11 protein-coding genes and 1 pseudogene are annotated in these 14,762 nt (G+C 32.8%); 10 read left to right on the plus strand and 2 right to left on the minus strand.

The window, feature by feature from the left end; genetic code table 11:
* Positions 1-205 precede the first annotated feature (205 nt).
* The 6 genes and pseudogenes from HMPREF2917_RS10865 to HMPREF2917_RS10875 all read left to right on the plus strand — a co-directional run.
* On the plus strand, positions 206-823 hold the full coding sequence (locus tag HMPREF2917_RS10865; protein WP_083307667.1) for an MFS transporter: 618 nt from the start codon (positions 206-208) through the stop codon (positions 821-823).
* The gene (locus HMPREF2917_RS11660) at positions 808-1,452 is read left to right on the plus strand and encodes a hypothetical protein (RefSeq protein ID WP_256324248.1); all 645 of its coding nucleotides are present in this window, start codon (positions 808-810) and stop codon (positions 1,450-1,452) included. The genes HMPREF2917_RS10865 and HMPREF2917_RS11660 overlap by 16 nt, the downstream gene beginning before the upstream one ends.
* Before the next feature lie 240 nt (positions 1,453-1,692).
* Positions 1,693-3,303: an ATP-binding cassette domain-containing protein gene (locus HMPREF2917_RS03260; protein WP_070588956.1), complete on the plus strand. Its 1,611-nt coding sequence runs from the start codon at positions 1,693-1,695 to the stop codon at positions 3,301-3,303.
* A 128-nt stretch (positions 3,304-3,431) separates the two neighbouring features.
* Positions 3,432-3,908 (plus strand): type II toxin-antitoxin system antitoxin PezA, encoded by a 477-nt coding sequence (pezA, locus tag HMPREF2917_RS03265; RefSeq protein ID WP_021153270.1) that lies wholly within the window; start codon positions 3,432-3,434, stop codon positions 3,906-3,908.
* The gene (gene pezT, locus HMPREF2917_RS03270) at positions 3,908-4,675 is read left to right on the plus strand and encodes a type II toxin-antitoxin system toxin PezT (protein ID WP_021153269.1); all 768 of its coding nucleotides are present in this window, start codon (positions 3,908-3,910) and stop codon (positions 4,673-4,675) included. Before pezA ends, pezT begins: the two co-directional genes overlap by 1 nt.
* 62 nt (positions 4,676-4,737) lie before the next feature.
* Positions 4,738-5,019 (plus strand): annotated as a pseudogene (locus HMPREF2917_RS10875) (tyrosine-type recombinase/integrase); the annotation flags it as partial.
* A 507-nt stretch (positions 5,020-5,526) separates the two neighbouring features.
* Here the strand turns inward: HMPREF2917_RS10875 and HMPREF2917_RS03275 are convergent.
* Positions 5,527-6,390, minus strand: a complete 864-nt coding sequence (locus HMPREF2917_RS03275) for a helix-turn-helix domain-containing protein (RefSeq protein ID WP_070588957.1) — start codon at positions 6,388-6,390, stop codon at positions 5,527-5,529.
* A gap of 224 nt (positions 6,391-6,614) precedes the next feature.
* Between HMPREF2917_RS03275 and HMPREF2917_RS03280 the strand changes: the two genes are divergently transcribed.
* The 3 genes from HMPREF2917_RS03280 to HMPREF2917_RS03290 all read left to right on the plus strand — a co-directional run bounded on the left by HMPREF2917_RS03280 (position 6,615) and on the right by HMPREF2917_RS03290 (position 10,309).
* Positions 6,615-8,816, plus strand: coding sequence for an ABC transporter membrane-spanning permease-amino acid transport (locus HMPREF2917_RS03280; protein ID WP_021153267.1), 2,202 nt, complete (start codon positions 6,615-6,617; stop codon positions 8,814-8,816).
* Between the two features lie 4 nt (positions 8,817-8,820).
* The gene (locus HMPREF2917_RS03285) at positions 8,821-9,477 is read left to right on the plus strand and encodes an ATP-binding cassette domain-containing protein (RefSeq protein WP_021153266.1); all 657 of its coding nucleotides are present in this window, start codon (positions 8,821-8,823) and stop codon (positions 9,475-9,477) included.
* 412 nt (positions 9,478-9,889) lie between these two features.
* Positions 9,890-10,309: a hypothetical protein gene (locus HMPREF2917_RS03290; RefSeq protein ID WP_070588958.1), complete on the plus strand. Its 420-nt coding sequence runs from the start codon at positions 9,890-9,892 to the stop codon at positions 10,307-10,309.
* A gap of 64 nt (positions 10,310-10,373) precedes the next feature.
* Here HMPREF2917_RS03290 and HMPREF2917_RS03295 read toward each other — a convergent pair whose 3' ends face one another.
* Complete coding sequence (locus HMPREF2917_RS03295; RefSeq protein WP_013903620.1) at positions 10,374-10,700, minus strand: helix-turn-helix domain-containing protein; 327 nt, start codon at positions 10,698-10,700, stop codon at positions 10,374-10,376.
* A 160-nt stretch (positions 10,701-10,860) separates the two neighbouring features.
* On the opposite strand from HMPREF2917_RS03295, the gene HMPREF2917_RS03300 reads away from it, so the two are divergent.
* A complete protein-coding gene (locus HMPREF2917_RS03300; RefSeq protein ID WP_070588959.1) occupies positions 10,861-14,700 on the plus strand; it encodes an SEC10/PgrA surface exclusion domain-containing protein in 3,840 nt (1,279 codons plus the stop codon).
* Positions 14,701-14,762: the final 62 nt, after the last annotated feature.

The following is a 14,762-nucleotide window of genomic DNA, read 5'->3' on the forward strand; positions in this document are numbered from 1 at the left end:
TTATAAAAAGATATTTACAACATGATGACGGAGTGCTAAAATAAATGCAAGAAAATTAATAGTAAGACACCATACAGTGTAATTTCACCGATATCGTATATGGCAGTAGCAATTATTTCCTACAAAGTATTGGATTCCTTGACAGGATTATTAAATATAACAAATTATATCCAAATCGATTGTATGAATTTCGAGGTATACAAACATGATATTAGAAAAATTCAGTAGTAACTTTAAAAACTTGATATTAGGTAGATCTTCTAGAAATATTGCAGATAGTTTTTACTTCATTGCATTGTCGATCGGTTTAATCAATGTTTATAATATTGAAGCTGGTCAGTTATCTTTATTTACTCTAATAGGTTTTATCCCTAACTTACTTGCCGTTTTTTATGGAAGTTTTGTAAATAAAATTCAAAGAGATAAAGTCTGGCTAGTAACTTTTCAAGTTCTTCAACTTTTTATAATTTTCATTACTATTCTATGCTTAAGATATCGCTTTGAAGTTTTTTATCTTTATATTTTTAATTTTTTGTTTAGTTTATCAACAAATCTACTCAACACATTACAAATGAAGATTGTTCCAGAAACATTAGAAAATGATGAAGAAACGATAAACAAATCTATAGATGTTCAGTATATGGCTTCAAATGTGTTAGACATTATTAGTAACCTGTTTGCCTCGTTACTGTTAGGAGTGTTATCCTATTTTGTTGTTTTCAATATGAGTATTCCATTTTTTGTAGCTGCGATATACTTTATGATGAAAATCAGGTTGAATATGCCTGATAAAAAAAGTCAGATGGTATGTCTGAAAATATAGAAAGCGAAAGTGAATTAACTTTTCAACTTTTGGACACAATTTCTGCTTTTCGAGAATCAAAATTTGCCTCTTTTATTGTAATTACAGAGTCAATTTTAAGTGGTGGAACAGATCTACTTTTAACTTTAGCCCCCTTATATCTTGTATCGGAAGGAATTCCCATTCAGTATCTTGGGTTAGTATTGGCAGTACAACGATTAGCAGATTTGACAGGTGCTTTTGTGGCACCTAGGATAAAAATATCATATAAGAAGTTTTTCTTTATTGATTATATTGTATCGGGCTTCTTTTTATTCTTAGTATTTGTAATACCAATTCCATTGATTAAGCTTTTGCTATTTGGATTATCCTTTATAATTATTGGTATATCTGGTAATATGTTTGAAAAAATGATTTATTCTGAATATAACTATGAAAATATGGGGTTAATCTACTCTACTAATTCAAGTTTATATGCTTTATTTTCAATTGTATTCTTAATAGTTCCTCAATTTTATTCGGATATACATATTCTAGGAATAACGATAAATATATTTACGGTATTAGTAGGATTTTATTTGTTATTTATTAACAATCCATTTAAGGAAAGTAAGGGAATAGAAAATGAACCAGAAAGTTATGCAGAATAATTTTAAAAAAGAACATAAAGTTGATCAGCGATCTAAAAATATATCTATGAAACAGAATAATGGAAGTTTAAAAAAAAGCTAGAAAATTTCAAGTTAATAATAAAGGAAATAGATAGAAATCGACTACTCTGAACTGCGCCCTAAAAGTTAGTAGGAATTTTATTATCTTATATTGCAATTAAATATCAAAGAAAAATAATTGGTGAAGAAATATTTGGAATTTTTAAATGAGGCTGGGATATGACATTAAAAACTTATTTAATTAGATGCAAACGAAGTAATTCTATATGGTTGTTTTGGATTTTTATTAATTCATTATGTGTTTACTTAAATGGTATATTGAGTGCCAAAGCAATCTCTACAATTGTAAATTTTGATTTACAGGGATTTTTGTATTTAAGTGGAGCGATTTTAGCTGTAAATTTAATATGGGCATTGCAAATATATCAAAACTCAAAAGCAAGTGAAAAAGCCATACAAGAAATGTGTACCGAAATACGTAAAGATATTGTAAAAAGTATTGAAAGTAAGGGTGTGGTTCGTTTTGGCTCAAAAAGTGTTAGCGCCTATACCTCATGGCTGACAAATGATCTTAATACTATTCGAGATCTTGGCTTTGAAACACTTGAATTAATGATTAGTCAAGCATTAAATATCATTTTTGCAATTATTGCCTTTTTTAGTTTCCATTATTCATTATTGTTTACAATTTTGATATTCTTCATTCTAATGGTAAATCTTCCTAAAATATTTACAAAGAAAATGGAGAATAAAGCTGTTTACTTTACTGAGAAGAATGAAGAATTAGTTAAAGCAATTGATGATTCTTTAAGTGGATTTCGAATGTTATCCAATGCTAATCAACTTCATTTTTTAATGGTAAAAATCTTATCTTATTCAAAAAAATATTCGAAGTCCAGAGTTTCATATTCAAAAACCTTTGGTGGGCTTATGTCTGTTCAAAATGGGACTAGTTTTGTGAGTCAAATTGCCATGTTGACCCACGCAGGAGTCTTATATTTTAACCGATTAATTCCGATTGGGGCTGTATCTTCTTCTCAATATTTTTCATCAATTATCTTTGCTGGCTTAACAGGCTTAACGGCAAATTACGCTGAGTTTAAAACTGTAAACAAAATATTTGAAAAATTTGAATTGGAAGGTGACCAAAGTATTCATGAAAGTAATGTTAATAAACAAACTTGGAAGAAATTTATAGATAAAGTAGAATTTCAATCGGTAACTATTGAACGTGATGGTAAGATTGTCTTAGATAATTTAAATGTTAAAATTGAAAAAAATAAGAAGTATGCAATATCAGGGTCATCTGGTTCAGGAAAATCAACTATATTAAAGGCTATTAATGGTGAAATCCCAATTTCGAAAGGCCGCATCTTCTATGATAATATCGATTCAAAAAATATGAATTTCAAGGATCTTCATGAAAATATTTCTTATGTTAGTTTGGAAGATCATATTTTTAACGAATCCATTTTATTTAATTTGACATTAGGCCGTGAAATAGAAGATTCAAAAATCGAAAAAGCATTGGAAATATTTTATTTAAGAGACTGGATTAATGGATTGAGTCATGGATTGGAAACTACTTTATCGGAAATTAGCCAAGACATTTCTAGTGGACAGAAGCAACGAATTAGTTTAGCTAGAGCTTACCTTGAAGAAAAACCAATTTTGATTATTGATGAGGCAACTGATGCGATTGATAAAGAAAGACGGTATCAAATTGAGAAACATCTATTCTCAATGACAGAAAAAACTGTTATTTTTGTAAGCCATCATCTAGATGAAAATATAAGATCTCTTTTTGATAAAATTATATATTTGGATTAGTTTTAACATACTGAGATCAGCAGGTTAGATTGAAGAAAGATTCATCTACCAGATTTAAAAACGCACCAATAATGGTGCGTTTTTAAATTATTAATGCTATAATAGAAATAAATAAAAGGAGGGCTCTCATGATCGGAGAAAATATTAAAGCGTTACGTAAAACACATGACTTAACCCAGCCTGAGTTCGCAAAGATTGTTGGCATCTCTCGAAATAGCCTGAGTCGTTATGAAAACGGGACAAGTTCAGTTTCGACAGAATTAATAGATCGTATTTGTCAGAAATTTAATGTTTCTTATATCGATATTGTAGGAGAGGAAAAGATGCTCACGCCAGTAGAAGATTATCAGTTAACTCTGAAAATTGAAGTGATTAAAGAACGAGGGGCGAATATCTTAGCGCAACTTTATCGTTTACAAGATGAACTAGAAATTGCATTTAATGATGCTAATAATCCTTGGGTTCTAATAAGCGATGATCTTTCTGATTTGATTAACACGAAGATTTATCTTGTTGCAACTTTTGAGGATGTGGAGCGATATATTGGCTATTTGGATGGCATTGAACGGATGCTAGAACAAGCTCGTCATCTGGTGGTGGCTTAATGAAACTAGAAGAATTTAGTCAAGATGATTTTGAACGAGCATCCAGACGACTCGTTCGTTCTTTAACTCGTGGTAAAACAACTTCGTCTCAGCCCAAGGCTATCTTGCTCGGTGGACAGAGTGGTGCTGGGAAAACAACGATTCATCGTATTAAACAAAGGGAATTTCAAGGTAATATCATTATCATTGATGGAGATAGTTATCGCTCTTTTCATCCGAACTACCTTGGCCTACAGGAAAAGTATGGCAAAGATAGTGTGGATTATACCAAAGTATTCGCGGGACAAATGGTTGAATATCTTGTAGATGAGTTGAGTAAACAAGGTTATCATTTGTTAATCGAGGGTACTTTAAGAACAACAGAAGTCCCTAGAAAAACGTCACAATTATTGACAACTAAAGGTTACCAAGTCTCACTTGCAGTAATTGCGACCAAGCCAGAATTGTCCTATCTCAGTACCTTGATACGTTATGAGGAGCTCCATGCAATAGACCCAAGTCAAGCGAGAGCGACTCCCAAAGAGCACCATGATGGAATTGTAGAACATTTAGTTGATAACTTACGAGAGTTAGAAAATGACAAGATTTTTAATCAAGTTCAAATTTACCGAAGAGATCAATCGTGTGTTTATGATTCGCAAGTAGACGAAACATCAGCAGCAGTAGTCCTACACGAATGCCTATTTGGAAAATGGAATAAGGTGGAAAAAGAGATGTTGAAGTTGGGACAGGAACGGTTGAGAGAACTGGGAGGAATTGATAAGTGACGAAGGGCTAATTTATGAGTACATGATAAATTGCAAGAATAAGTGCAACATTTACTTGAACTCATCCTCTTAAAGCACTGTCAGAACAAAGCGTACGTCTAATTTTAAGGAAGATGGTTAAGAAAAACAACTTATCTATAACTATCACGCCACATATGTTTAGACACAGCTTTGCTACAATGCTACTGGATAAAAATGTATATATTCGTTATATACAGCAAATACTTGGACATAGCTCTATTTCTGTAACTCAGATCTATACTCATGTGTCTCAATCAAAACAAAAAGAAATACTCACTCTGTGTAATCCCATATCTTCCATTTGTTCTCGGCCACAAAAGTAAAATAACCATAGCTAAATCAAAGCAGTTTGATGATTCCCCTCTAGCAATTTTTACTCTACTAATTTCAAAAGAACAAGTATCTAATTTCATTATTATCAACAAAAGGTAGTTCTATATTTTTGAACTACCTTTTACATATTATAAATATTTTGTGTCTTCTGTTTTATTTAGATTTTGTGATTTTCTCTAGCCAAAGATACACTTTTTTATGAACAATCTTCCAGGAGAACTTTATCAATAATTTCTTATTTTAATTTAGGAAAAATAGAAAAAACTAGGTAATCAAAATACTGCTAATAAGAAGGGTTCTACTGAAAGTGTAGAACTCTTTTTCTACCATATACTTGATAACACAAGAAATCAAAATGTTACCAAATTAGAACGGGAAACAAAATCAGTATAGTTATTTAAGATACCATGGAAAAATTATAAGGCTGATAGTATTAATTTCACTATCAGCCTTACAGGTTATTTAACGTTTCAGAAAAACTATAATGTCAAGATTAACTAAACAGTATCTAATTCTTTCAAATAATTTTCTATCTTCATCAACATTAAAGGATTGTTATAAATCTTACATAACTCTCTTGCTTCTATATAATAATTTTTGACTTGTTCTTTGTCTAGAAATTTGGCTCCAGCATTTCCTACAAGAATAAGTAGGGGAGCTAGTTGGTAGCTTGTCTGTCTTTGTTTACAGAGTTCAATCGTCTCAAGAGCTTCTTGGATGGCTTCGTTATATTTTTCCTTTGACACTAGGTAGTGAGCGTAGTTGTAACGAACTCTGATGTAACCAAATAAAAACTCTTGATGCTCAAAATTTTTTGTCTGATATAACTCCATTAAATGAGAGTAGTTTGCCTCATATTCTTGTTCACGACCCACTAAGGAATAGAAATTAGATAGAGTATTCAATGCCTTTAAATAAATCAGAGTATTTGAGGAGACTTTTAATAATATATTTTCCAATGAAGAAATAGCCTCACACTTACTGTCATATTGATAGAAGTCAATAATAGATTTAATCCATTCAAGGTAAGTTCGGTCTTCTAGTGTTAGAAAAGTGCTTCGTTCAATCTCTATTTTATAAATATATTCCAAATTGTCATAATTTCTATCATCTAATAGGCGAGCAGATAATTGCTTGAAATTAGAGAGGTTAGATTTAATTTCAATTTGTTCATTAAAAAAATAATCTAATGGCACTTCAAGTCGTTGTGAGAGTTTGAACAAAAGGTCTGCGGAGGGAATGAAATGCCCTCTCTCAATTTTACTAATCTGGCTTTGTTCACAAATTCCTTCTGCAAGCGTTTGTTGGGAGAGTCTCAACTCTTTTCTTTTCAATCTGAATCTCTCTGCGAGTGTATTCATTAAAGATAATAAACCTTCCTATTTGCTTAATTTTATTATAAAATTTTTAGTTCAAAATAGCAAGTTAAAGGAATAAAATATTCTTTATGGTAATAAAAATAAAAAAAGTTCAATAAACAATAAAAAATTGGCTAAATAAAAATATATATGTTAAAATAAAAACAAGGAAGCTGAAAGGGGTTTCATTGCGTGAGAAAAAAACGTGGAATTGTAGGTAAGTACGTATGACATACAAAAACATGTTATTAGGTAAAATGAAATACTTAATCCTGTTTTTGATTGCCATCCAGAGTGTCTTACTTGCTCTGGTGGCAATTTTTTTAGCAGGTTTACAGTATCAACAGTCATGGCAGAGTTATAATCATCATTCCGGGACCGTAACAGTTTATCTTCAGAAGTTAACAGAAAAGCAATCACAAGATGTATTTAATTATTTTTTAGAACAGAGTGACTTGTCCATATGGACAAAACGTTCTGAAAGTAGTGATACAGGAGAAGGTCTAAATAGGATTTATATAGACATCCTTGGTAGCTCTGCTGGTTTTTCAGATTTTGAAAGTACGGGTAAAATAGTTGTCTCACAACAACAATTTGCAAATTTATTATCTCATAGTGATAATAATATGACTATTGGACTTGACAAAGGCTCAAATAATATGCTTTACGAGCTTCCAGATTTATTATTTAGCACACCTGTAGTCATTGAACGATTAGATTATACTTTCCAAAACACTAATACGATTAATGGGATCTACCATATCAATGGTCTCCGCGATGCTGTCTCAAGAGATAACTTTTTGCTGCATCTTTCAAAGGTGTCAGGTATTTCTGTTGAGGATTTGACAAAAGAAAGTTTTGGAAGTAGTACTGATCAGGGAATTTGGGGAATAATACTTGCTATCAGCATCTTAGTAAATGCCTTCATTTTACTGATCCTATTCTTAATCTGTGTTCTTCAATCCTTTAAACATTTCGGAACATTGATTCTTTTAGGATGGGATAGAAAAGAATTATGGTCTGCTTTTTTCAAAAATTCTCTACTATTTTCAATCTATATTATTCCTATTATCTCTTTATGTAGTTGGTTGTTGTCAGGCTGGTCTAGTTTTGGTTTATCATCGTTTATTCTAGTTTTTGCTGGAGTCAGCCTCTCAGTCTTGTTGCTACTATTGATATTCATTATTCCAACAATTATTGTTTATTCGGTTTCTCCATTAGCAGCAATTCATAAACGATTACCAATGAAGCCTTTAATGGTAACCTGCTTGTTATTCTATACCTTGGTAGCTGGTTTGTTAATCGCAATCAGTTACTCTTTAGATGCTCCAATGAATCAGTTTATTGATAATATGAAAGTATCTAGGGAGTGGAAGAATGTTGAAGATATGTACGTTATCTCCAGCTTTGCTGAGGGAGATGATGTAGGTACATATGCAGGAACTACAAATTCCCTTGAGCGTAGTATGTATAACTTTTACCAGCGTATATCTGAGCTTCCGGGTGTCTATATTGCCCAAGGACAATTTCTTAATCAGGAGTCCCTTGATGCAGTCTATGGGACATACCAGCATGTCCCTAAAAAACCATTTTGGTATTTGAAATTCTCCTATAATTACCTGAAAGACCTAGGTATTCCCCTAAGTGATGAAGAGTTGCTAGAGATGAGGAATGGTACTCGACTTTATCTTCTACCTAACACGCTCAATACAGAAGAACTTGAAGTGATGAAGGCGTATTTACAGGAAAGTGTCACTGTAAAACCGGGAGATTTACAAACTAATTTCACAGAAAATCCGAAATTTATGTTCAAGGTTTACCAACCGTCTCGATCAATATTTACTTGGTCAGATTCTATTTCTTATGGTACAACTAGTGAGAATCCAGTTATTTTTGTCTCAACACCAGAGAATTTATATTTCATGGAGTCGGCAAACTTAGTTGTCAGTGGCTATAATGGTCTTTTGAAGATTCGTGATAGGGAAACGATGAAACAGGTAGTGTCCATTTTAGAAACAGAATTTCCAGATTTAAAGGATAATCGGTTGAGTTTTACAACTGTCAAGAACTTTATCAATGGTCTTCAAAAAGATCTGAGTTATACATTTTATCTTTTCGGCACGATCATAGCGATTATCATAATTACGATGATGGCTATTTTCTGGAGTTTTGTCTTAATGTACCGCATGTTATTTGAAGAAAAATTGTATGTTCAATACTTTATGGGATTCTCACCATGGAAAAGATATATTGGTGTGCTTTCTCTCATTATTAGTTTTTCTGTGATGGAACTAATCGTTTCTATCTTAGTGGGTTCTAAGTTGGGAATAGTCATGACACTAGCTACATTTGCTTTTCAGATAATGCTACTTTACTTCAGTTTGTTCCGTAAAGAAGGAGAGAGTATCATACAATCATTTAAGGAGTAATCTCATGTCTAGAATTTCAGTACAAAATGTATCAAAACAATTTGGTTCAAGAGAAATTTTCAAAGACTTAAGCTTTGATATTGAGGAAAATGAATTTGTAGCTTTAGTAGGACCTTCTGGTTCTGGAAAATCGACTATCCTCAATATGATTGGACTATTGGATACTGTTGACAGTGGTAAAATCCTAATCAACGGAAAAGTTTTGCCTAAGGTAAATTCGCAATCAGCAGTTCATTACCGAAGGAATGTCATCAACTATCTTTTTCAATCCAATGCACTCATTTCTACATCTAGTGTGAAAGATAACCTGATGCTTGCCATGACTTTTTCGAATTTCTCTAGACAGGAGAAGGAGCAGAGAATCAAGGAAACGCTAGAATTTGTTGGTCTACAAAATCGGTTAAATAGTAAAATCAATGAATTATCGGGAGGTGAACAGCAGAGAATTGCGATTGTGAGAGCTATTTTAAAGCCCGGAGATATTGTCCTAGCAGATGAACCAACCGGATCGTTAGATCCTGAAATGTCTCAAAAAGCATTCGATTTGATTCGAACTTTGAGAGATCAGTTTGGTAAAACAATTTTGGTTGTTACGCATAACATGGAGCAAGCACGGCAATGTGATAGGATCATTTCACTGGAGTCGGTTCTTGCAAATTAACTCAACCATTATTTAATGCTAAGGCAAATTGGAAAGCTGGAAGTATGCAAGAAGTATTGAACGTAATTCAATCACAACATAAGTTTTAAAACGTCTAGACGTACTTAGAAAAACATAAAAAAATCTTCTTGTTATGTACTGACCCCAAAACCTAGACAAAAAATTTATCCTCTGGGGCCAAGAGCATTCTATAGTACTTTTTTGAAAAATCTATCTTTATTTTTACAGAAAAATGGCATAATAATAGTATAGATAAAAAAAGAAAGGCAGTGCTGAACTGTCTTTTTTTGTTCCTAAAAAAGGAGGCAACAGATGCTCAAGAACAATCGTTTAATAATAATAGAGAGAGTAAGGCCACCGTGAAAATTCACAGATGAAAAAATCTTTAAAAAAATAAATGGAGGTAAAATTTATGAAGATTTACAAACAAGATGTGATTAATTTAACTCAACAATATATTTCAGAATTAATTAATTACAATGAAGAAGTCAATATTAGAATGTTTTATTCAACATTTGATGAGGATCAGTATATTTCAATCTTGAATGATCAAGATCAAGAAGTATCATTCAATTTTGTAAATGATAGTATTGAAATTGAATTGATTGATCCATTGTGTGAGAAAATTTTAATTACATTTGATACTGTAGAACAGACAGCCAAAGTTCATCAAGTAATTAAATTTCTCTTAGATTTGTTTTTTAAATTCAATTGGCATGAATCAGTTGCAGCGTTATCAGTTGCAGATTTCTGGGAATTAATCAAGAATTACGAGAAAAATAACCTCGATATGACATTCGGTTACCCAAGAATCGCAGGCTCTAATAGCTAATAGCCATATTTTTAGGCACAAAAAGAGTGGGAAAGGAACAGTTTTTAATCCTTTTCCACTCTTTTTATTTTGTCTCGTTAATTATAGTGTTAATAGCTGAAATGACTTTATTTTGTTTGTACTCTGGTAAAGATTTAATAGTGTCAATAAGCTGTGCTAAGTCAGTGCTTTCTTCTTTAAGTGTTAAATCAAAAAAAGTTTGTAGATCAACATTTAACGCATCTATAATTTTCTCCAGAGTACTAATTTTTATATTGGGCTCTAAATTTTCTAACTTATAGGCATAATTGGTACCAAGATCTGCTTTTTCTTCTAATTGTTCCTGAGTCATTCCTGACTGGGTCCGCAGAATCCGTATTCGTTTGCTTATATACTTTTGTAATTCTGACATTGCTCACCTCTTAAGACTATTTTACAGCCTTATAAGGTTAGGTTCTAGTTCTTAAAAGGTTGGTTACAACTTTACAAAGTTGATAAAATATAGTATAATTCGGTTGTTTATAATTATATAGTGATAATTTGTTCAATACTCTATCATAAAGGTGGGAATTATGAAAAAGAAAACGATCAAAGCAACTGTATCTGCTGTATCAATAGCTACAGCTTTTGCGGGAATTTCCGTTGTGAAAGCAGAAGACGTAACTGCAACTCAGCCAAATGAGTCAGCATTAAGTGTTGAATCGAAGGCTCCTTCGTTTACAAATATAAAACAAGTAGACGGGGTATTTGTCCATAATGGAGTTGCAACTGTAACGAAAACGCCAACTTCTGAAGTTGTAGAAGAAGCAAGAGCGATCAAGGAAGAAGCGGATCAATCGGTTTCAAATCAAGAAAGTGCATTAGAAAACGCTAAGGCTTCGGAAGCAACTGCTGCAACAAAAGTTTCCGAGGCAAATGTTGACTTAATAAATGCTGAGGAAAATAAATTATCAGCTACGCCTGAAAAAATTGAAAAAACGAAGAATGAAATATCAGAAGTAAAAGCTGATATTGATAAAAAGGAAACATCACTAAAAGATGCATCTGATAAAGTTCTAGAAGCTGAGAAAGAACGTAATCAGCAATCAGAAGTTATTCAAAAAGATCAAGATAAAATTTCAGAGCAAGAAAAGAAAGTTTCGACAGCTGAGGAAGCGGTAGCAACTGCACAAAAAAATCTTGATGGTACTGGAGCATCGGAAATTATTGCTGAAAGAGACAAAACAAAAAGTGATGTAGCTGAAAAAGAATCAGCTGAATCAGCAGCGAAAAAGGCTTTGGAAAATGCCATTAACGAAGACAAAAATAAAGCTGAAGAACTCAGTAAAGCTTCTTCTGATGAAAAAACGCAACTTAGTGCTAGTCAAATTTCTGCTAAACAATTAGCAGATGCTAAAAAGGTTGCAGAAGAAGCAGCAAATGCATTAGTGAAGGCTCAAAAAGAGAAAGAAACTGCTCAGAAAGTTTTAGACGGTACTGGCGTTGAAGAAATTGTAGCAGAACGTGATGCTGCTAAGAAAAATTTAGATGCTACAACAGCAACTGAAAATACAGCTAAACAAGAACTCGATCGTGCCAAAGAAGCGGATGATAAAAAAGCTACTGCATTAAAAAATGCAAAATCAGTTGAAGCAGATCAAATAAAGAAAAGCCAAGAAACGGCAGCAAACTTGTCATCTGCTGAAGAAAAACAAAAACAAGCACAAGAGAATTTAAAGAAAGCTCAAGAAAATAAGGTTTCAGCACAAAGTAATCTTGATGCTTCTGAATCACAACTTGCCCAAACAATCGCAAATCGTGATAGCAAAGCAAATGATTTAGCAAATAAACAAAATAGTAAGATTATTGCAGAAGAAGAGCTCAAAACAGCTAAAGAAAATGATGCTAAGAAAGCTTCAGAAATTTCAGCTTTAACTACTAAGAAAAACCAAGAAGAGGCAAAAGTAAATGAAACTTCAAATGAGCTAGCGAGTGCTACATCAGCAGCTCAGGAAGCAAAAGGGAATAAAGAGAAGGCTGATCAAGCAGTTGAAACCCTCAATAAACAAATTGCAGCAATTAAAAATCTCACTATTCCTCAATTGCCTCAAGATGTCATTGATGCTTACAAGACTTATCTTGCTGATGATTCAGACGCAAATAAAAATGCCTTAAACGACGTTATTCAAAAATGGTTCAAAGATAGCAAATATGATTTTGGAACTGCATTAACAGAATATTCCCCTGAACACCAAAATATATTCATAAAGGAATGGTCAAACAAGGATATTGTTTTGCCTATCGATGATTCAGTCGTAGATTTAGACAATTTAACTGACAAGCAAATTGAAGCTTTGAGCCAATATTATGCACTTCTCGCCAACAATCTGCAAGACCAAGTTTGGGGTAGTCATCATTATATTGTCACTGAAGAATCTGTTCAGGGTGTCAAAAACATTGCAAAAGCCTATGCTGAAGAAAATAAACCATATAGTACAAGTCATAGTGATACTGCTCTAGCGAAAGATGGATTAGATTCCATTGCATGGGCTGGCGAAAATTTGAATTTTAACAACACCTTGCTTGGATACGGAGCATACTACTCAGAAGCGAAAGAAACTCGTAGAACTACAATGTCTCAATTGTATCGTGAAGTATATGATTCAGTGATTAGCTTCATCACAAATGATGTTCATGCTTACTTTGGTCACATGAAGCTCATGATTGGGGAAAAAGCTCCTACAAAAACTCGTGCTGTAGGCGCTGCAAACAGCTTTACCGCTAGTGGTGTTGGCCGTATGCACTTTATTGAATTTAAAGGTCAGGATGCTCATCTTGAATATGTTAAAGATGAACAAACTGGAGAATATCATTTAGTAAGCGTTGATGACTACTATGATAAAGGAATTGCTAAACCTTTAGCTACTCCATTTGATACTTCAAAAATGGAAGATGAATTAACAGCTGCTAAAGCTAAACAGACTGCAGCAAATACAGCAAATAATTCTGCACAGAATCGTTTGGAAAAAGCTAAATCAGAAAATGATTCAAGTACAAAAGCTCTCAAAGAAACGACAGCAAAATTAGATGCTTGGAAAGCTACTCCTGACCAAACACCTGCAGCTACTACTAAATTGGAAATCGCTACACAGAATTATAATGAAGCACAAACCCAATTTAATGAGGCTCAAGATGCACTTGATCAATTAAATGCTGATATTCAAAGCAAGCGTCAAGCTTTAGCAAATGCAAAAGATAATTTAGACCAGGCCACAACAGCAGAAGTAAAAGCTAAATCTGATCTTGAAAAAGCAAAACTAGAAAATCAAAATGCAATTGAAAGTCTGAAACAAACTCAAAAACTTGTAGAAGAATTAATGTCAGTTCCTGACCAAACTCCAAGTGCACAAAAGAAATACGACAATGCGAAACAACTAAAAGAAGAAGCTGAAACAAGATATACCAAAGCTCAAATAGCTTTAGATAACTTAAATGCAGATCTTCAAGTTAAGCAAAAAGCATTAGAAACTGCAAAAGAGGAGCTTGAAAAAGCAATAGCAGCAGATAAGACAGCAAGAAACAATTTAGATGAAGTCACAAAAATTCATGAAAAACATTTGGCAGCCTTAAATACTACACGTCAAACGATTGCAAGATTAAACTCAATCTCAGATAAGACACCTCTTGCACAAAAGAATCTAAATGAAGCTTCTCAACAATTGATTGCTGCCAAAACTCGTTATGCAAAAGCACAATCAGCAGTTGAAAATCTAAATGCAGATATTCAAACAAAACAAAAAGTTTTAGCAGATGCGCGTGCAGAGTTGGATAAAGAACTTAAAGTTCTTTCAGATCTTAAAGCTAAAAAAGCTACGGATGAAGCAGAACTCAGAAACCGTCAGAATAAAGTTGAAGAGTTAAAAGCTAAAGAAAGTCAAATTAAGAATGAAATTTCTAAATTAAAGACTCACTTAGTTGCTTTAGAAACACTTTTGGATCATCTTGAAAATGCTGATGCATATTTGAAGAAAGCAAAAGAAGCATATGAGAATGCAGTTGAAGAGCATCGTTTAGCACTTGAGAATGTAGCAAGAGAGGAAGCTAAACTTAAAATATTTCTACAAGATCAATTAGATGCAACTGCACAATATGAAGCAGTTAGGGAAGCCTATTTAAATACTCGTACAAGACAAAGCGAAGTCTTTAACGATAAAGTAGATCACAAGATGATTTCTCTGAATCCTGCGTTAGAAAAGAGTATACCAGAAAGTACTTCTAATGAACGAGTATATAGCTATGCTGGAAATCAAGCTAAATATGCTGCAAATAGAGCCTTGCCTAATACAAGTTCAATTGAGAATTGGTTAGTGTTTGCAATGGGAATTGTTCTTTGTAGTTTTGGTATTTCAGTATCACGGAAACATCGTGATTAATAAAAGCTGGTAAGTATTTCTTATTGTAGTAATGAATAAAAGTTTATCATTCAAAATTTGAT

It is taken from the genome of Streptococcus sp. HMSC061E03 (assembly GCF_001813505.1).
Taxonomy (GTDB): Bacteria; Bacillota; Bacilli; order Lactobacillales; family Streptococcaceae; genus Streptococcus.

Bases quoted from the DNA above. Each gene is read 5' to 3' on its own strand.
- pezA (WP_021153270.1), top strand. From the start codon at position 3,432: ATGATCGGAGAAAATATTAAAGCGTTACGTAAAACACATGACTTAACC.
- HMPREF2917_RS10865 (WP_083307667.1), top strand. From the start codon at position 206: ATGATATTAGAAAAATTCAGTAGTAACTTTAAAAACTTGATATTAGGT.
- HMPREF2917_RS03275 (WP_070588957.1), bottom strand. From the start codon at position 6,390: ATGAATACACTCGCAGAGAGATTCAGATTGAAAAGAAAAGAGTTGAGA.
- HMPREF2917_RS03285 (WP_021153266.1), top strand. From the start codon at position 8,821: ATGTCTAGAATTTCAGTACAAAATGTATCAAAACAATTTGGTTCAAGA.
- HMPREF2917_RS03295 (WP_013903620.1), bottom strand. From the start codon at position 10,700: ATGTCAGAATTACAAAAGTATATAAGCAAACGAATACGGATTCTGCGG.
- HMPREF2917_RS03290 (WP_070588958.1), top strand. From the start codon at position 9,890: ATGAAGATTTACAAACAAGATGTGATTAATTTAACTCAACAATATATT.
- pezT (WP_021153269.1), top strand. From the start codon at position 3,908: ATGAAACTAGAAGAATTTAGTCAAGATGATTTTGAACGAGCATCCAGA.
- HMPREF2917_RS03280 (WP_021153267.1), top strand. From the start codon at position 6,615: ATGACATACAAAAACATGTTATTAGGTAAAATGAAATACTTAATCCTG.
- HMPREF2917_RS03300 (WP_070588959.1), top strand. From the start codon at position 10,861: ATGAAAAAGAAAACGATCAAAGCAACTGTATCTGCTGTATCAATAGCT.
- HMPREF2917_RS03260 (WP_070588956.1), top strand. From the start codon at position 1,693: ATGACATTAAAAACTTATTTAATTAGATGCAAACGAAGTAATTCTATA.
- HMPREF2917_RS11660 (WP_256324248.1), top strand. From the start codon at position 808: ATGTCTGAAAATATAGAAAGCGAAAGTGAATTAACTTTTCAACTTTTG.